This is a genomic window from Mucilaginibacter sp. P5_A6 (genome assembly GCF_056400585.1).
This window is the reverse complement of the sequence record NZ_JBFUKZ010000021.1, coordinates 28,685-46,104: the sequence shown is the minus strand read 5'-3', so window position 1 is coordinate 46,104 and position 17,420 is coordinate 28,685. Positions and strand designations below refer to the sequence as shown.

The following is a 17,420-nucleotide window of genomic DNA, read 5'->3' as shown; positions in this document are numbered from 1 at the left end:
CCTGAGGTATTTTTCAGGTCCGTTACCTAAACTTTTACCTGATCCCCGGCTTCAGGAACCGCGGAGGCCATTAAAGGATCGATTTCAAATTCTATCCTGATCGTGGTTCCATTATCATTGATGATCGAGATGTCGCCTTGAATGTCTTCAGTTAATCCTTTCACTAATTTCAGACCTAAGGAACTTGAAGAGTAATTAATTTTGTCCATACTTATCCCAATGCCATTATCAGCAATGACCAATTGGACGTGTTGCTCAATTTTTTTCATCGTAATCCTTACGATACCTTTTCTGCTTTTCGGGAATGCATATTTGATCGAATTGGTCACTGCTTCGTTAATGATCAGTGATAAAGGAACGGCATAAGATACGCCGAGCTTTAACGCCTCAATGGCTAATTCGAAATGTACCTGATTCCCGGTCCCGATACTATCATTAAGATACCCCACAAATTCCGGTAGATAAGCGGACATATCGACAGTTTTGATATCTTCGGACTGGTAGAGTTTCTGATGGATCAGCGACATAGCGTAAATACGATGCTGGCTGTTTTCAATGGCTTTTAATGCGTCGCTTTCCAGATAAGCAGCTTGTGATTCTAACAGGCATATTACCGTGTGCAGGTTATTCTTTACCCGGTGATGAACCTCTTTTAAAAGCCATTCTTTTGATATAAGCAGTTCGTCTTTTTCACCGATGACATGCTGTAACTCAAGATTCTTCTTGTCCATTGCCTGCCTTTGCTTTCGGTTAATGTAGTAACGGCTGTATAGCATGCCGATGACCAGGAGTGCCACCGCCAACCCTATGTAAATAAATTTTCTTACCGCATTCGCTCGTTGGTTTTGAAGGGCACTTTTGGCTTGGAGCAGCTGTAAGTCTTTTTCCTTCTGTGTCATCAGGAACTGAATTTTCATCCCAGCAATACCTTTTGCATCATTAGAATCAATCCGGGCTTGGTTAACCCGGATATATTGTTGCAAATGTTTAGCTGCGGAAGCATAATTTCCACGTGCTGAGTCTATTTTATAGAGGGCCTGGTGCACATCCAGCAACATGGCCATCTCATCATTCGTAGGTCCGGGTTCTTTCAAAACCTGAGTAAAATAAAATTCGGCTTTGTCATAGTTTTTTATCTCCATGTAGAAAATGCCGATCCTGTATTTGGTGTACGAATCGCGATATCCTCTGGTGATCAACGAGTCTTGTTTTGACATTTGGTCCGCCATTAGATAATATTTTTCGGCCTGCCTGTAGTTTTTTAGACCTTGGTAACAAATTGCCATAGACAGGTAAGCTACAGCTTTGTCCCGAATATCAACAGGGGCAACGCTTTTGAGCGTATTTTTCAAAAGAGCAATGGCGGTGTCTGATTTGTCCATTTTAATGAGGTTATCCGTCAGGTTAAACAGCGTACGGTATACAGCGGGGTTCCGGGTTTTATTGAATTCTTTAATGGCTTTTTCCAGCCAATAATTTGAGAACGGATATAAAGTGGCTTTTTGCCCATAGGTCATATGGCCAATTCTCGCATAGAAATAGGCCAAGCCTAAACTGTCGCGCGTGGACAGCGAAGCTTTCACAGCTTTTAATGAATAGTCCAGGTCTTTGCCAGAACTGCTCTTTGCCGCGGATATCAATGAAAGAATATCGTAAGTATAATGCACATAAGGAAAATCCAAATCCTTCTGCATTTGAAGCGCTTTAAGGCTATTCGCTTCCGCGCCTTTTAGATCTTTCATCACAAAGCCTAAATACGCCTGGTTGATCAGCGTATTTACTTGTTTTGTCGGTTGATTGGTCTGCTGGTATAGCTGCGCGGCTTTTTTTATGCTGGTTACTTTTAACATAATAGTGGTGGCCGTAGGGGGAATATAGGTTCCCTGGTAATCCCATGCTTTGGCTTCCATTGCCATGTCCCTGGTTTTTTCGGAGCCGGCGATTACCGTTGTAAAGCAATCTGTACCCTCCTTAACCTTGTTTTCCTTGAAATAGTTCTTGCCCAATAAGCAAAGGGTTTGATTTGTCCAGAAGGTCGAGTGAAGCGCTTCACTTTGCTCTTTGGCCTGCGATAAATAATATTGTGCGTTATCCCTGTCTTTTTGCCGGTACCCAGGCTGAAAAGCATAGTAAGCGCCTAACAGCACCAGCAACTGAACACGGTCTATGCCATGCAGTGCGGCCAATCTTTTTATGGCGATATCGGGTTGCCGGGTATCGACCCATTTATTGTCGGATTGTGCGAGTTCGTTCCCGAAATTATCGGTGATGACCGTCCAGCGGCTGAGCTTATCTTTTTGGCTAACTAACAATAAACTGCTATCCTGATCGACAAGCCCTTCCTTTACGACCGTATAGTAGTTTAGGCTTAATTGGAGTAAAAGCTGTTGTTTTTCCGGGCTCAATTTGGACGGCTGTGCGCGGGTAAACACAGGAAAACTCAGAAAAAAGAGGAATGAAAGCCGTCTGATTTTTGTTCCCATAAACTATCATAAAATTGCAGAACCAAGTAAAATAATACCCTGGGCTTAAGGAATTGAAAAACACAGAATCAAAATCATTGGGTTTCTGATAATCGCCGGTGTCGGTAACGAGATACTGATTTTCTTTCTGATAATCTAAACTAATTCAATTTTAATTCATTTGCAAGCTTTTACCGCGTAAATAATTGTACATGAATTCATTATTAATCATGTTCGTCTGATTGTTTTGTGCAGATTTTAAGATGGCTTCGATCAGGGCAAAACAGCGGGTTTTTGACTCAGGATATACACGATTCTTTCATCCTGTTGGAGTGTATCCTTATTTGGCTGAAGGGTTTTGCCTTTGAAAGATTGATACTTAAACACGCCGCGACCATTCGTCGCTGATATATGCAGTAATTCCACAGATTGCAGCTCCGCGGGAATATTTGCTCCGTACCAATTCTCATCGGCTTGCTGGTTCCAGGTGATCAGCGCGAACACCTCACCATCTCCGATCATGTGTTCGCCCGTTTTTGCTGCTTCCAAAGCTAACGAGTTTCCATATAGTGTCGACATCGTATGCTCATTTTTATTGACTAACGTGGCGATCACTTTTAACCCTAATTTGTCGAACTGAAAGGAGGCAGGCAAAGAAGCTTTTTCGTTTATGAGTTGATCCGCGGAAGGCGTCGAAGAGCAACTGGTATGAATCCCAATGAGGATGATAAAAATAAATTTGATAAATGTTTTCGTCATGTTATTGCTTAATTGCGAGGGTAAAGACATAATCTGCATTTTTCATTGGGCGGTGACAGGCAAGGCACTCATTGGCGAATAGTGCTGTCTTGCCGTAAGGTGTCATTTTTGGGGTCAGAAATGTGGCAAAACCCCAGCCGCCAGTTGATGCATATTTCCGCGCATCTTTGATCATAAATCCGACCTGCAGGAATGCGCCTGTACGGACGTTTCCACCCTCGTCTTCGATCTGTTTCCATGCGGCCTTCGCGAAGCGTGTACCGTCCGGCCAGGGGTGGATGCGATTTTCTTGGAGCGCTTTAACAGCGATCGCATTGCCGAAAATAACCCGCATGGTTTTTGTGTCAAAGCGCTCCGTGGTGCTGATAGGTTGCCAGTTTTTATAATCAGGATCGTAGGCGATTCCGTTTAACGCGATCGGGTAGTTGTCATTATCAATTGCTTTGCGCTGCCATTCGGTAAATTGGCGTGATTCTGTGTTGATAGTGGCCGTATCGCTCGGCCTACGGTCAATCATTCCGGCCAGGTAATTTTTTAGTACCTGCAGATCGGTTTCACTGATTTTAGCAGATGGATGGGCGAATGAATAATCAGGGAGCGGCATCGCACCCAGCGAAGCCTGATTGACCGCTTCCCATAGTTTTACTTTTTGTTCCGCTGGCGTTAGTTTATCCCATTCCGAAAAATTCAGGTCTGCGCGGCCCGTATTAACGTGCCTGGCCACCTGCCAGTAAACCGGTACGATCTTATCTCCCCAACCTAATTGGGTTTCATTGGAATGGCAATCGTAACAGGCCCTCTTGAAGATCGCTTTGACATCGGCCGGAACGGGCATATCCCCGGTCACTGGTTGTTTTTTTATTTCAGGGCGTAGAAACTGAATGACTATGAAAACAATCAGGAGTATCAGCCCTATGCTTACGAAATTATTTTTATTAAATATGCTCATGGCTTTAATGGGTTAAATTGGTTAGGCTGCAAGTAACGTACACGTATTGAAAGGCTAAACCGACTTTTTAAGGCGTTCTATTACCTGCGCCGTCATTTCGTCCGTTGAGATCCCATAGGCAGCGACGAAGATCCCTTTTTCACCGTCGCCGGACTCGATCGCATAAATGATCACTTCATCAGCCGGGTCTGAATCACCTTCATAACGATAAATATCCCTGATCTCAAAGTTGTCAATGTTGTATTTATTGTCCGGCCCGATCAGGCGGTTGGCGAGCAGGTTAAAATCGATGCTGAAGCCCTGGCGTTTAAGTTCGGTAATGGCTTTTGCTGCGGTGTCATAGTGAAAATTCGTTTCCATAGTTAATCTATTTGGCCGTTAAGGGTTATAAGGTGAAAAATCTATAAAGCGGGAACTGAAATCAAAGAGGGACGTGCTAAAAACCGATTTTTCGATTTTGAAATCCCAAAAACGGGTGGTACCACCGGTATAAACATCAGTGGGCCCCTCATTCAAATGTACTATTGCCTTTCCGCTCAGTTGCAGGGTTTCACCATTGGTGAAGTCTACCACCAGGATCCCGGCTGCCGGGTTGACGTGAAAATTGCCCAGTGTATTGAACATGCTGTTACCCACGTAGTCCGGTATCCGCAGGGTCTGGTCGCCGATATATTCTACGAAGCCGGTGTCGCCGCCCCGGTGCGATACATCCAGGTTGCCGTGCTGGTCGGCACTTGCGACAAAGATGGTATCCGCTTTAGCTATCCAGGCCCGGAGTTCATGAACGGTAGCCGGAGCGTTTGTGTGTTCACTGAGCAACTGTCGGCGTTGAATATATTTCGGACAATTGGGGTAGGCCTGATCTATTACCATTCGCCAGCGACCGGCATCAGCGGTGATATGCCCGTTTACCCGGAACCTGCGGCGGGTCTGCAATTCGATAAACAACAGGCCGACACCCGGTGCGTTGCGGATATTTTCCCAAAAAATATCATCCGGACTGGATTCCAGACGTGCAGGATCAAGAAACAATTGCTGCGATTCATCCAATTCCAAAAAGCTGGGTGCGCCGCTTAACACCGAAGCCCAAAGCCCGCCCTGCGCATCCGTGGATGAAGCAAAAAATATCTTTTGACCGCGCAGAAAGATCAAGGCGCCTGCCGCTAGTTGATTACTGATGATCCGCTCATTACGCATGGCCATTTCCCGCTCACCGGATTGTTCCTGAACAAATTCCTCGCCCGAATGAAATATGGTGTCCGGCATGTTTTTTTATTTATAGCGCTTGCCAATATCGTTAGGTATGTAAAGATGATGCCAATGTTCAAATTGTTAATAATCAGGTTGTTACATAAAGGTATGAAAAATGCTGCGGGCGATATTTCGCTTTTCTCGGGCCGGAAATTGAAATATCAATAATTTAGTGATTGAACACCTGTAGTCTTAAAAGATCCGATGGTCGGCAACAACATTACTTTTATGCTGCGCGTAAACCGCCCGGAAAATGGTTACTGCGCAAGCGAACATCACCAGGCGTGTTAATATAAAGACGATCGTTTCCATGTTATTCAGATTAATTGTGTGAGTGATGAATAAAAGCCGGAACAGGTAACCGCTCCGGCCTTTGTTTATAGGGTTTGGCTTATTTACCATCAAAGGCATAGGCTACACGCAGTTCGAAAAAATTAATCTTGCTGTTTTCATTGCTGCTGATGTATTTACTGGTGGCTTCATAGCGCACCCCGGCATCGATATAGTTGTTGCCACCAACATTCAACAGCACACCTATTTGCGGCGTGTACAGAAAGGCTACTGTTTTGGTATAGCCCAGATCTTTTTTATTCAGTGCAAAGCCAGCACCGGCATCCGCCTGTACATACCAGTTAGCGATCGGAAAATACTTAAAACCGGCCATTGCTGGCAATAAGCGGATATCGTGTGCGGATACATTGGTACCATTAATGTTGTTTTTACCGGTGAAGTTCAGGTAACCGGCATTAACTGTTGCGTACAGGTTATCAGCGACAGGTATATCTGCCTGAACGGATCCGCCGATGTTCCAGCGGTAAGCACTGTTAAAATTGCCGGAGGAAATACCACTTTCTACGCCAACACTGTAGAGGATTCCCTTTGGGCCTGAAGTACTCTGGGCCTTAACACCCGTTGACAGCGCTGCTAAAGCGATTGCGAATACATAGATTTTCGTGAAACTTTTCATGATTTTAAAATTTGAATGGATTAATTATTGATTTATTTATATAGTGTATAAAGCAGTTCCAGTGTATGCATATAAATGACAAACAACTGCCCCTTCAAAAATTGGAGCGGTGCATCAAGCACGAAGGCTCGCCGACAGAACAATCTCCATAACCGCGCAACGCGCTTCAGACGATCTCCTGTCTTTCCTATCGCTCCCTGTTTAGCGATCCTATTCGGCAAAATTGCCCCTGTTGCGTCATTTGACATTTGCATAGCGTAACTCATTTTATTTGGTGATGACCCGGATTAGGCACATCTTGTGCCATTGGTATAAATGGCTTATAATCAAATAATTATGAAAGTATTAAATAATAGCAGGCTCATGTTATTTCGGAAATTGGCGAAAACATAATGAAATATGAACAACCTCCTATTGCCTCGCTGAACAGGTGTAAATAGCACCTCTTTTAAGTATTTATCTGATCTCTACCGGCTATGCCAAACCGCTTTACTTATATATCGCTAATCCGCCTCCCGTTTGGCGAAATAAAGCAGGCTATGAAAATTAAATTAAAATGTAATTGACATATAATCAGCTTGTTAGTGATTGGCATTCCCTTTGGGTAGTAGTTGACCATAGTGCAGATCGATGAGTGGCAATGAATTTAATCATCAACATTAAAACGATAAACATGAAAAATTTAGACTCTAAAGCCGAAGTGATCATCGGTCTGCAAAACAAGGGTTACGAGCTTGACTTTACGCTTAACAATGAATTCCTGCGCTGTGTGCAGGATGGTGAACTGATCGGCCCGGATGATTTTGAAATTGCCGAAACTTATTTATTTGAGGGTGAAGCACAGTCAGGTATGCCTTATGTCATTTACGCGATCAGTTCCCTGCACAACGGTATCAAGGGTATTTTAATGACCTCTTATAGCGCCTTTACCCAAGGGTTGTCGATTCACCTGTGGTCAAAACTGGGTGCCAAACTTAACTGAGTATGACCAAAAATTAAATCTACACAACGTTAGTTCATAAAACGCGACACCGGCTCAAGCCGGAAAACTCTTACACAACATTGATCTCCGGCAAGCTCACTCCTCAAAGATCGCGCCCCTGCTAAAGGTGGCATTCTATACCATTTTTAAAGCCGGGAAAATAAGCCAGATCTCGACAGCCGTAAAGACGTCTCTACGGCTGGTCTTCAGGACCCAGCGTGAAAGTTTCCTTTCACCCGGCTCCTCGTCCGTTTATGAAGATTGGTTTAAGACCGATTATCATCTAACAGCCGCAAAACTAAGATCCCATTACGAACGGCTTGGCATCGTCTTTAATCCAGGGGAAGCGTAAACGGAAACATGTAATTGTTCATGCTATCCCTAGGCCGATGGCACTCAGTTGTATCAGTTCGGTTGCATCAAAAGGTTTTCTCAAATTTTGAGGTCCATCCCCCCGCTCTCTAAATGACCCGGCGGAAAAACAATCCAGGCCCTGCGGGTGCCTCGTCCGGCAATTGTAGCCGGAAGTGCAGCTTCTTTTCCACCGGCTTATATCCGTTGCAGCAGCTGTTTAAAGGTCTCTTCCATTGTCATGCGGACTGCATTAATGAATTTATAACATTATTCATTTAGCGCCTTTGCTTGAGGCAAATTTACCCCTCTTCAGCGGTCAAGGCCATGCGAGTGCCGCTAAAAAAATCTCCACACCTCGCTGCGCTCCGGGTAGTATTTTTTGGCGGCAGCAACCAGCGCACCGCCATTGAAAAGAAACTAAAGAAATGAGCTCCGCATTTGTCAAAGAAAGCGAATACCAGCAGTTAAGGGCGTAACGCCGAATATGAGCGCGTTACTTCTTTACCTGCGCCGGGAAAACGGCGGGCCAGTTCGGGAAGTTAAAAGTCATCAAAGTGAAAAACATGGCTGGGAACTGCACGAAAATGAGTGACGGGCTGCCTTATGCCGCAAATGATAACGGCCAGTGGGCTGTTATTTTAGATGTCTAATTCTATCCGGACCGGCGCGTGATCGCTACTGTGCGGCCAGCCCCGGACGTGGGCATCGACCACAGTTTTGACCAGTTTCTCCCTGAGCGGATCATTCAACAGGAAGTGATCCAACCGCAGACCGGCATTCCGCCCGTAAGCATCCCGCAGGTAATCCCAGAAAGTGTAGATCCGTCGGGGTTGTTATCGGTTACCTCCTGAATAAGCACTAAGTCTTTTGACAGGTTACCTTTAATTTTTTAACTATTAAACAGGGTTTCAACCTTCTTGAATTCTGACTGTTTATTAGATATAAAAAGGAGGAATTAACTCCTAAGCATCCTTTGTGCGCGGTTTTACAGCAAAAGGCACTTCGGGCTACGGTACATTAAATGATGATTTATTGCTATTTCATGGTCTGTTCGCTGAATATTGAAATATCACGGGCTGATTAACTTTGAAATACCTTTAAGCTGCTGGCAACCAGCGGAGTATGGCTTGGCATGATATTATACCTCCCGTTACTACTGCAAAAGGGCGGCCGGATTGATTTTATCGCGGCAAGCAGGCCTCTCAGTTAAAACAAGGAAAAGATGAACGAGTCACAGGAAAATTTAAGGGGGAACAACCCGGCAATACATTCAGTGTATGATTATATTATTGTTGGCGCCGGTTCTGCCGGTTGTGTGATTGCAAGACGGCTGCTGGAAAATTCAGGTGCCCGTATCCTGCTATTGGAAGCCGGCGAAAATGACGGGGAACTGGAGCGGATTCAAAACCCGCTCCGCTGGTTAGAAAATATCGGATCACCGCAGGACTATCTTTATAAGTACCACCCGGCACTTATCACTAATTACCGAACAATTTATGTGCCGCGGGGAAAGATGCTGGGTGGCTCCGGCAGTATTAATGCCATGGTTTGGGCGAGGGGAAATGAGGATGATTACAATAGCTGGGCGGCAGCCGGAAATAAGGGGTGGGATTATGCATCGGTGCTGCCGTTATTCAAGAAAATGGAGGACTGGGATGGCGGAGAAACGCCTATACACGGCTCCGGAGGGCCGATTCATGTTGAACGCCCAAAAAAATTTCACCTGATCGATACCGCTGTTATCCATGCCGTCAAAGACTATGGTATGGCCTATATGGAAGACTCAAATATTCCTGATCCCGAAGGTGTCGGCCCGATGAGTATGAACATTGCTAAGGGCCGGCGAAACAGCCCCTTTTCGGGCTACCTAAAACCGGTCATGGGTAAAAAAAATTTAAATATTATGACCGGAGCCAAAGTCGTTAAATTAACGATTGAACAGGATAGATGTGCTGGCGTTGAATTTTTAAAAGATGGCAAGCTTGTTGTGATTACAGCCGGGGAAGTTATTTTATGTGCCGGGGCAATTGAAACTCCGAGGCTGCTGATGCTTTCCGGAATCGGTCATGCCGGGGAATTAAAAGCGCTGGGCATTGAAGCAAAAATTGATCTGCCCGGTGTAGGTAAAAATCTGCAGGATCATCCCCTGGTTTCGGTTACCTACCAGTTTAAGGAGGCCCTCGGCCAGCTTACTTATAATCTTGGAGGCATAAACTTGTATTGGAAAAGTCACCCTGACTTAAAAAAGGCGGACCTCATGCTGATCCCCATTCAATATCCAATCCTCACAACGGAGATCTCGGAGCAGTATGCCGTTCCTGAAAATGCGTTCAGCGTTTTCGTAACGCTTATTGATGTTAAAAGCCGTGGTTATATCAAAATGACGGGCTCAGCCCATGACGGGCCCTTGGAGATCCAGCCAAACCTGATGCTGGACCCGGATGATTTTGAAGCACTGGTAAAGGCGATGGAACTTTGCATGGACCTGGCGGAAAAACAGGAATTGAGTGCAATAATAAAGAGCTGGGTCGCTCCGGACCGACGGCTTGACCGCAGCGAAATTAAGCATTTTTTACGTGACGCCTGTTCCACTTATTTCCATCCGGTAGGAACCTGCGCTATGGGGATCGGACCCGAAGCCGTTGTAAATGAAAGGCTCAAAGTAATTGGTGTTAAAGGCCTGATGATAGCGGACGCATCAGTAATGCCGCAAATCCCTACAGGCAACACCAATGCACCCACGATTATGATCGCTGAATTTGCTGCAGAAATGCTGCTTGGTTTGAGATAGCTTATCAATTAGCCTAATATAACGCTGTCAGACTATCCTTACTAAAATAATCATCTTTGCGGTGATTGGTACGGTCCCAAAACAGCTGGTCAATCAGGTAACCACCAGTTTTATTTTGGGGCACCGGTCAGGTTAAACGGAATGAAAATAAACTATCGTCCCGGTCTCTCGCGTGGCGGCATTTATGCGCATTTTGAAAATAAAGAGGCTTTAGCCCTTGCCGCTTTTGATCATAATTTGGGGAAACTTTGTACGGCCATTCAAAACAGGATAAGAAAAGCCTATAATGCACATGACAAGTTAATGGTATTTGCCAGAGTATACAAAAATCTTGTAGAAGACAATTTTGTATTGGGAGGTAGCCCGATATTAAATACGGGTTCAGAAGCTGACGATACTCATGTACATTTGAAGGAAAGGGTTGCGTGCGCCAGTGACAAATGGCAGCAATGTATGGTCAAATTTGTTGAAGAAGGAATAGAAGCTGGTGATTTCAGACCTGATGCTAATCCTGGCCAGATTGCTTTTTCAATCTTATCTTTAATAGAGGGGGGGAGTATTAGCCAGGTTAACTAATGACATGGAAAAAATGGATCAGATCTTTTTAGCCGCTGAACAAATGATCCGGGCAAATATGAACGCTAAAACCATTGCAAACCTTACTCAATCTAACTTATAGTTTGAGATAGGTGATAATTGTCTGACGTCGGTAAATGCTATGATGTTTATGATCTGATTATCGGTACGATTGTAAAAACCTCTCCATAGAATTACGGTGCACTGTACAGTATAATAGTGTGCTCGGATCACCTCCGAGAGCATTCAAAAATAAAACTAATCTTACGCCGAAGGAATACAGGCAAAGTTATCATTAGAACTAACAAATAAGCCAGTTAATGTTGTAATTACGTCTTTCTTAAAATAAAATGAAAAACTTATCTTTATGATATGAGCAAAGAAAACCTTTCCGGCGAATCTATAGCTTCATTCAATTTGAAACAGCTAAAACCACAAGGCGGTGGGGCCTTTGAAATATACAGGGTTGGTAAAGAGCTTGTTCCGGAGAATAAACTTTTTTTAAAACCTCACAGACGTAACTTTTATCAGTTTGTATATGTATGGCAAGGGAATTCAAGCTTTTGGGCTGATCTTCAATATTATTCTTTTGAAACTGGAGGTATATATTTTACAGGTCCTACACAAGTATTGGTTAAGGACATGCTGCCGAGGGAAGGAATTATATTATGTTTTACGAAGGAATTTTTGCAAATGGGAGGCCCCATTGACCGCCTGCCGGTTTTGAACAGTGATAAAACTTTAATATTCAAGCCCTCGATAAAGGAAAGAAAAGAATTAGAATTCACACTTCTACAAATGTTAGAAGAATATGCTAAAAAGGACGAGTTAGCGTTATTATCACTTATCTCTGGTCTGGGAACATTTTTGGTGCAGGTAAGTCGGTTATATAATCAATTGTCAAATAACGCCGATACATCAGTGAAGGGAAAAATCGTCACAGAGTTTTTCAATTTAGTAAACTCCGGATTTAACAAGCATCACCTGGTAGCAGAATATGCCGCGCTCTTAAACGTCACTCCTGGTCATCTGAATGAATTGGTTAAAAAAAATACAGGTAAAACCGCATTACTGTGTATTCAGGAAAGAATAATGCTGGAGGCTAAAAATATGCTTTACCATAAGACGGATTCAATAAAGGGAATTGCTTATTCACTTGGGTTTAATGAAGCGGCTTACTTCACTAAGTTCTTTAAAAGGCAAACCGGTATCCCTCCCGAAGATTTTAGAAATATCGTCCTTGAAATTAGCATTAAAACCCCGAAAGTTTGTAAGTATTAGAACTAGCATTCGGGTACCTATTTGACGGCGTTAACTCAACAAGCGACCGATTCATGGAGGTCGTTGGTTAAGTGCCTATTTATTTATTAAGGTGTTTTATAATGATAAACGTACTTAAGACTCAGTTCGGGCCGGCAAACTATCTACTCAATTTAAAAAGATGATTTACGCGTGCCTGGTTTGATGTTTGTTAAAGTTCTTAGGCCGTTTTGAGGTCCACGTTAAATAGATCGTCAATTTTTTATTCTTTATCATAACAAAATATTACCGAAAAAAGGTATAGATATACCTATTCAGGGGCATTTCCTTGTATAGTTTTGTTTAGTGAATATGAATGTACACTGAAAGGCAGTTATTTCATCGAAAATCTGGTTACAGACAAAATTATTGATAAAATGACTTAATAAATTCAGGCTTTCAAGGTACTCATGATAGGATGTTCGATTTGATGAAATCCCGACAATTCAGAATCATGGTAGGGCAGAGGGACATTTATATACTGTCTGAAGGAACGTGCAGCATGTTGCTTTTGACTCAGACAGTTGAGTTATGATGTGATCGTCCCCGAATTTTTTCTCACCTGGGTTCGATATAAGAATCGATGTTGCCACTAAAATTAATTTATATAAAAACCTTGAAATTAGCATAAGAACCCTTGAAATTGATAAGAGTTAAAACACAGTATTTAGATAGTTTTGAGGTCTAAATAAAAACAACGGAACTTGATTTAAATGAGTTTGGCAGTCCACCAGGATTTGTACATCTCCAGGTCAGGAGCCGTTACCGCAAATGGGTGTGTGGTGATCCTGTTCGTTCGACGAGGATTAAATGATTTTGGATCTATATTGAATGTTTGGGTGAATGTTGGATACGCTGTTATTATTAAACGAAATTGAATGCTGAATCTGGAGTGGTTTAGAACTTTTAAAGCTATTTACGAAACAGGGACGCTGTCCGCTGCTGCCCAGGTTCTATACATATCGCAACCGGGAGTAAGCCTTCATTTAAACGCGCTGGAATCTTATACAGGCTATCGCTTGTTTGAGAGAGAGAACAGGAAAATGGCACCGACGGACAGGGCCACTATGCTTTATAACTTTCTAATTGACCCGATCAACAAGCTGGAAAGAGCGGAAGATATCTTTCACAGGAACGCCAAATTTGACAGGCCAACCATTAGCCTGGGTATGTGTTTCGAAAGCTTTGAATATGCTCTGGAAGAATATATACCGGAATTATCTTTTAATCTTATTGTGAGAACAGGTAATTACCCTCAAATGATCCACGAGCTTGAAACTGGAGAGGTTGATCTGGTGCTTACGCCGCAACGAGGTTATCAGGGATCCGTCGAATACCGCCCTTTTGCTAAACAGCGTATAATACTAATTTGCGGAGCCGAGGCCGACACGGGTGACCTGGAAGACCTGATTAAGATTGGTGACCGGGACAAAATTAGAGACTGGCTCAAAAATCAGCTTTGGTTTACGAATGCCGCGCAAATGGAGCACTTAACGAATTTTTGGCTTTTAAACTTCGATACACCCCCCGATTTTAAACCGAACTTTGTACTACCTTCTTTTAGCAGCATTATTAATTTGTTGAAAAAAGGAAGAGGGTTTGCCATTGTTCCTGATTTTGTATGCAGGAATGAAATTGAGAGCTGTGCAATCAAGCTGGCGTGGCAGGGACATCTTTATATGGAAGACATCATGTATTTTGGAAAACGAATCAAGACCATTTATCCTAAGGAGATAGAACAACTAGAACAAATACTAACCAGAAACTGGGTGGATCAATATGAAGGTGAAGAAACCAAAATTATTATATAGCATCACCTCTCGCCCAAATTGTAAGAGAGTATCAATGCGACAGGAGCAAACTTCAACCTTTATTAAAAAGCATACAGCAAGATAGAAATAAAGTGAATATTAATCCCCGCGGTTATAAACGTTAAAATACTTTTACAAAAACATTTTTATCGTTCTTAGTAAATGATTTATATCAAAGGGCTTATGGATAAAATAGTCCGCTCCCCAGTCCAGAGCTATTTGTTCAAGTCCGTTGACGGCCGAGAGCAAAATTGAGATGATGAAGCACGAGTTAAGCCAAACTTCATGACCAGCCGGTCGATCTTAATCTCACAAATAAATAATTTCTATCGAATTTGCTTATTGTAGGTATTAGGTGATCTTGTTGCTCACAATGATCTCAACATCACGCTCCAACATTTTTTCTATTGAAAGCTTAAATTGACTTACATATTCCTGTTGGGCGTATATTTCGAACCACGATTGTTCTAACCATTCTGCTTCAAGAATAAAAACATTTTGATCCGTTATAGATTGAAACAGGTCAAACTGTAAACAGGCTTTTTCATAGCGAGAAGCATCTACAAAATTGTAGAGAAGAGCCTTTAAAGTTTCGGCATGGCTTTTTTTGCATCTGATAATAGCTGACACGTAGAGATTCATTATGCTGTAAATTATTATAAATCTCGATCCTTTTTATACGCAAGAAGGCAAGGTTTTACATCTTTGAAGTAAATGTATCAGAGTTTAAACCTCAATCAAAATAACATTAATTGTAGCAGTTATCATATATATGATGGTTAATAAAATAATTTCTGAATGAATTTTACGTTTTTCCATCAAACAGCTGACTCGTATAAGCCAGGACGCAAACTGATTCGAATCGTCTGCGCTGAAATAGTCTTACATTGAGCCATCATTATTATACCTTAACTTTATAAACCTGCAAGATACTGATGGACCTGGGTTACAGCCATGGCACCTTCGCCAACAGCAGCAGCAACCCGCTTTACAGAGTTATATCGTACATCACCCGCTGCAAACGCACCCGGAACACTCGTTTCCAAATTATATGGTCTGCGATCAGGTTTCCATAGATCTTCGAATTTTTCGTTTCCAATCAGATCCGCTCCTGTGATCAAGTAACCATTTTTATCTCTGCATATTGCAGTTTCAAGCGCCCAATTCGTATTCGGATTACCGCCGATACAAATAAACAGCTTACTGGTATTATGCCATTTAGTTGCATTATCGCTTTTGTAATGTATCATAACGATACCATATGACACAATTTGGCGTTGACATTTGTCACAACTTTAAAATCGTTATCTCTAAAACCTGATAAAAGGTAAATACAAAAAACAAAAACGGAACTTCGTTACCCCGAAATTCCGTTTCTAATGTTAAACAGGCAGATCTGATCAGCAAGCCTGCGCGATGATACCTATGTCCACGGCTCGCCATTGCCAAATGACCAATCTGAACGGTCAACATACACCATGTTAACCATCAGGTCATCAGGTCGAAGTCCCAGTTTTTTGTTTAATTCCGTAGATAAATATTTAAAAACGGCAAGTTTCGCATCGAGGTTGTTACCCACAGTGCTCGTTATTTGGATCAGTATAAAGTCGTCAGAGCGGTTAAAGCCGAGGAATGTCTTATCGAAGATCAGATTTTCCGGCGAATGTTCATTGATGACAATAAAATTATCGCCGTCAGGAGCCTTTAAAACATCGACGATTCCATGATAAGCGATGTCGGCTACGGTGGCGCGATAATCTGCTGGTTTTCCTGTAAGTAAATCAATACGTGCGAATGGCATAATAATTCCTCCTTATTTTTTGTTGTTGGTTGCATTACCTAACAAGACGAAATTAGCTACAAATGAGTGACTTTAGTCACGCTTGCCTATAAGATAACTTATACCTCGTATGATAATTATCATACAAGGTATAAGCGGGGTTATAGCAAATCTAATACACTTGTTATCTATTAAAAATAAGACTCTGAATTTCAGTGAGGTAATCTTTTGGTTCCCAGGATACCAGATTGTACCTAATTGAAGGTTGTACCTTTTTGAAATAGCTTTGCTTTCGTAAAAACGGGATCGTAGCTAAATCCCGGCATGAAATAAATCCCGGTATTCATTTCAGCAAAATAAGCATTAGAACATGTTGAAAATCGAAGTGTAAGATATAAATGTTACACCCCAGCCTAATGCTGAAGTTTGTGTACTAAACTATTAGAAAAAAATGAAAGCAAACCAAACTATAAGATTAATTATACTTCGTATGATAAATATCATAATGAGGTTTAAAACGCTGTTTTGGGAATGCTGAATTCGGAAAAACGTGTGCCAATTCTTACGCCCGACATAGCCGATAAGTAAAAAAAAGAATAATAATTTATTGATTAACAGCATTTTACAATATTAGCTTGGAAATTTAAACCAGTTAACAATTTGATTTCTCGAGAAAAAGGCAAGTTGAAACAATCGTCATTTGTTAAACCTTATAAGCAGTGCAGGAAAAAATGAGAGTAGAAAAGAATTGCGGTAGGTATATCTTTACATAAAAACACTTCATGCCAAATTTGTTCTCTCCTTTAAAAATAAAGAGCATCGAACTTAAAAACCGTATTGTTGTATCTCCTATGTGTGAATACAGCAGCGAAGATGGTTTTGCCAATAACTGGCATCTTGTACATCTCGGAAGCCGTGCGGTTGGAGGGGCGGGTTTAATTATTACCGAAGCCAACGCCGTCTCATCAGAAGGACGCATTACCCACGGAGACCTTGGAATATATAAAGACGAACATATTCCCAAACTAAAAGAGATTACGGACTTCATCCATGCTCAGGGAGCAATTGCCGGCACACAACTTTCTCATGCCGGCCGTAAGGCCAGTCACACCAAAACATGGGAGGGCAACACCCAAATACCACCCGATGAAAAGAACGGCTGGCAAAGTGTCGGCCCGAGTAATCTTTATTTGGTTCCAAATAATCGCATTGAAAATGACACGGATAGTTATGAGTTTTGCTTTAGAAAAGCAACTTATGGCAGATTAGCAGTTTAGTCTCCTGGTGTTTACTACCCGTGCCTGAGTTTTGCTTCAGGAAATAGCGTAAGCATTTTGGTGATACTGTTTCCGGCAGTATTCCCGTATGGCAGCGTGCCATTTATCCCTATCGCTTTCCTGAGCCATAAGTCGCTTTATTGTTTAACAATTAAAGTAAAG

At 42.4% G+C, this 17,420-nt stretch carries 15 protein-coding genes; 6 read left to right on the top strand and 9 right to left on the bottom strand.

The genetic code is table 11. The annotated features are described in order from the left end of the window. Positions 1 to 26: 26 nt before the first annotated feature. The 6 genes from AC1DO4_RS20210 to AC1DO4_RS20185 all read right to left on the bottom strand — a co-directional run bounded on the left by AC1DO4_RS20210 (position 27) and on the right by AC1DO4_RS20185 (position 6,388). Positions 27 to 2,483: a tetratricopeptide repeat-containing sensor histidine kinase gene (locus AC1DO4_RS20210; RefSeq protein ID WP_477419114.1), complete on the bottom strand. Its 2,457-nt coding sequence runs from the start codon at positions 2,481 to 2,483 to the stop codon at positions 27 to 29. A gap of 252 nt (positions 2,484 to 2,735) precedes the next feature. Next, the gene (locus AC1DO4_RS20205; RefSeq protein ID WP_477419112.1) at positions 2,736 to 3,221 is read right to left on the bottom strand and encodes a cytochrome P460 family protein; all 486 of its coding nucleotides are present in this window, start codon (positions 3,219 to 3,221) and stop codon (positions 2,736 to 2,738) included. 1 nt (position 3,222) lies between these two features. Beyond that, positions 3,223 to 4,170, bottom strand: coding sequence for a heme-binding domain-containing protein (locus AC1DO4_RS20200; RefSeq protein ID WP_477419110.1), 948 nt, complete (start codon positions 4,168 to 4,170; stop codon positions 3,223 to 3,225). Positions 4,171 to 4,224: 54 nt separating this feature from the next. Continuing rightward, positions 4,225 to 4,530, bottom strand: a complete 306-nt coding sequence (locus AC1DO4_RS20195; protein ID WP_477419108.1) for a phosphoribosylpyrophosphate synthetase — start codon at positions 4,528 to 4,530, stop codon at positions 4,225 to 4,227. An 18-nt stretch (positions 4,531 to 4,548) separates the two neighbouring features. Then, positions 4,549 to 5,436 (bottom strand): hypothetical protein, encoded by an 888-nt coding sequence (locus tag AC1DO4_RS20190; RefSeq protein ID WP_477419106.1) that lies wholly within the window; start codon positions 5,434 to 5,436, stop codon positions 4,549 to 4,551. 376 nt (positions 5,437 to 5,812) lie between these two features. Continuing rightward, on the bottom strand, positions 5,813 to 6,388 hold the full coding sequence (locus tag AC1DO4_RS20185; protein ID WP_477419104.1) for an outer membrane beta-barrel protein: 576 nt from the start codon (positions 6,386 to 6,388) through the stop codon (positions 5,813 to 5,815). A gap of 673 nt (positions 6,389 to 7,061) precedes the next feature. On the opposite strand from AC1DO4_RS20185, the gene AC1DO4_RS20180 reads away from it, so the two are divergent. The 5 genes from AC1DO4_RS20180 to AC1DO4_RS20160 all read left to right on the top strand — a co-directional run bounded on the left by AC1DO4_RS20180 (position 7,062) and on the right by AC1DO4_RS20160 (position 14,201). Next, positions 7,062 to 7,370, top strand: a complete 309-nt coding sequence (locus AC1DO4_RS20180; RefSeq protein ID WP_477419102.1) for a hypothetical protein — start codon at positions 7,062 to 7,064, stop codon at positions 7,368 to 7,370. Positions 7,371 to 8,946: 1,576 nt separating this feature from the next. Beyond that, a complete protein-coding gene (locus tag AC1DO4_RS20175; protein ID WP_477419100.1) occupies positions 8,947 to 10,515 on the top strand; it encodes a GMC family oxidoreductase in 1,569 nt (522 codons plus the stop codon). A gap of 141 nt (positions 10,516 to 10,656) precedes the next feature. Continuing rightward, a complete protein-coding gene (locus AC1DO4_RS20170) occupies positions 10,657 to 11,091 on the top strand; it encodes a TetR/AcrR family transcriptional regulator (RefSeq protein WP_477419098.1) in 435 nt (144 codons plus the stop codon). A 372-nt stretch (positions 11,092 to 11,463) separates the two neighbouring features. Then, a complete protein-coding gene (locus AC1DO4_RS20165) occupies positions 11,464 to 12,372 on the top strand; it encodes an AraC family transcriptional regulator (protein ID WP_477419096.1) in 909 nt (302 codons plus the stop codon). 896 nt (positions 12,373 to 13,268) lie between these two features. After that, the gene (locus AC1DO4_RS20160) at positions 13,269 to 14,201 is read left to right on the top strand and encodes a LysR family transcriptional regulator (RefSeq protein ID WP_477419094.1); all 933 of its coding nucleotides are present in this window, start codon (positions 13,269 to 13,271) and stop codon (positions 14,199 to 14,201) included. Between the two features lie 351 nt (positions 14,202 to 14,552). On the opposite strand, the gene AC1DO4_RS20155 is transcribed toward AC1DO4_RS20160, so the two are convergent. The 3 genes from AC1DO4_RS20155 to AC1DO4_RS20145 all read right to left on the bottom strand — a co-directional run bounded on the left by AC1DO4_RS20155 (position 14,553) and on the right by AC1DO4_RS20145 (position 16,002). Then, positions 14,553 to 14,843: a putative quinol monooxygenase gene (locus AC1DO4_RS20155; protein WP_477419091.1), complete on the bottom strand. Its 291-nt coding sequence runs from the start codon at positions 14,841 to 14,843 to the stop codon at positions 14,553 to 14,555. A 272-nt stretch (positions 14,844 to 15,115) separates the two neighbouring features. After that, positions 15,116 to 15,451 carry an NAD(P)/FAD-dependent oxidoreductase gene (locus tag AC1DO4_RS20150; protein ID WP_477419089.1) on the bottom strand — a complete coding sequence of 112 codons (336 nt, stop codon included), beginning with the start codon at positions 15,449 to 15,451 and terminating at the stop codon, positions 15,116 to 15,118. A gap of 173 nt (positions 15,452 to 15,624) precedes the next feature. Beyond that, positions 15,625 to 16,002 (bottom strand): tautomerase family protein, encoded by a 378-nt coding sequence (locus tag AC1DO4_RS20145; protein ID WP_477419087.1) that lies wholly within the window; start codon positions 16,000 to 16,002, stop codon positions 15,625 to 15,627. Between the two features lie 761 nt (positions 16,003 to 16,763). Here AC1DO4_RS20145 and AC1DO4_RS20140 point away from each other — a divergent pair. After that, positions 16,764 to 17,258, top strand: a complete 495-nt coding sequence (locus AC1DO4_RS20140) for an oxidoreductase (RefSeq protein ID WP_477419085.1) — start codon at positions 16,764 to 16,766, stop codon at positions 17,256 to 17,258. Positions 17,259 to 17,420 lie beyond the last annotated feature (162 nt).

Coding starts and splice junctions, on each gene's coding strand:
- AC1DO4_RS20170 (WP_477419098.1), top strand. CDS start 10,657: ATGAAAATAAACTATCGTCCCGGTCTCTCGCGTGGCGGCATTTATGCG.
- AC1DO4_RS20150 (WP_477419089.1), bottom strand. CDS start 15,451: ATGATACATTACAAAAGCGATAATGCAACTAAATGGCATAATACCAGT.
- AC1DO4_RS20160 (WP_477419094.1), top strand. CDS start 13,269: ATGCTGAATCTGGAGTGGTTTAGAACTTTTAAAGCTATTTACGAAACA.
- AC1DO4_RS20205 (WP_477419112.1), bottom strand. CDS start 3,221: ATGACGAAAACATTTATCAAATTTATTTTTATCATCCTCATTGGGATT.
- AC1DO4_RS20175 (WP_477419100.1), top strand. CDS start 8,947: ATGAACGAGTCACAGGAAAATTTAAGGGGGAACAACCCGGCAATACAT.
- AC1DO4_RS20165 (WP_477419096.1), top strand. CDS start 11,464: ATGAGCAAAGAAAACCTTTCCGGCGAATCTATAGCTTCATTCAATTTG.
- AC1DO4_RS20190 (WP_477419106.1), bottom strand. CDS start 5,436: ATGCCGGACACCATATTTCATTCGGGCGAGGAATTTGTTCAGGAACAA.
- AC1DO4_RS20195 (WP_477419108.1), bottom strand. CDS start 4,530: ATGGAAACGAATTTTCACTATGACACCGCAGCAAAAGCCATTACCGAA.
- AC1DO4_RS20145 (WP_477419087.1), bottom strand. CDS start 16,002: ATGCCATTCGCACGTATTGATTTACTTACAGGAAAACCAGCAGATTAT.
- AC1DO4_RS20210 (WP_477419114.1), bottom strand. CDS start 2,483: ATGGGAACAAAAATCAGACGGCTTTCATTCCTCTTTTTTCTGAGTTTT.
- AC1DO4_RS20200 (WP_477419110.1), bottom strand. CDS start 4,170: ATGAGCATATTTAATAAAAATAATTTCGTAAGCATAGGGCTGATACTC.
- AC1DO4_RS20185 (WP_477419104.1), bottom strand. CDS start 6,388: ATGAAAAGTTTCACGAAAATCTATGTATTCGCAATCGCTTTAGCAGCG.
- AC1DO4_RS20155 (WP_477419091.1), bottom strand. CDS start 14,843: ATGAATCTCTACGTGTCAGCTATTATCAGATGCAAAAAAAGCCATGCC.
- AC1DO4_RS20140 (WP_477419085.1), top strand. CDS start 16,764: ATGCCAAATTTGTTCTCTCCTTTAAAAATAAAGAGCATCGAACTTAAA.
- AC1DO4_RS20180 (WP_477419102.1), top strand. CDS start 7,062: ATGAAAAATTTAGACTCTAAAGCCGAAGTGATCATCGGTCTGCAAAAC.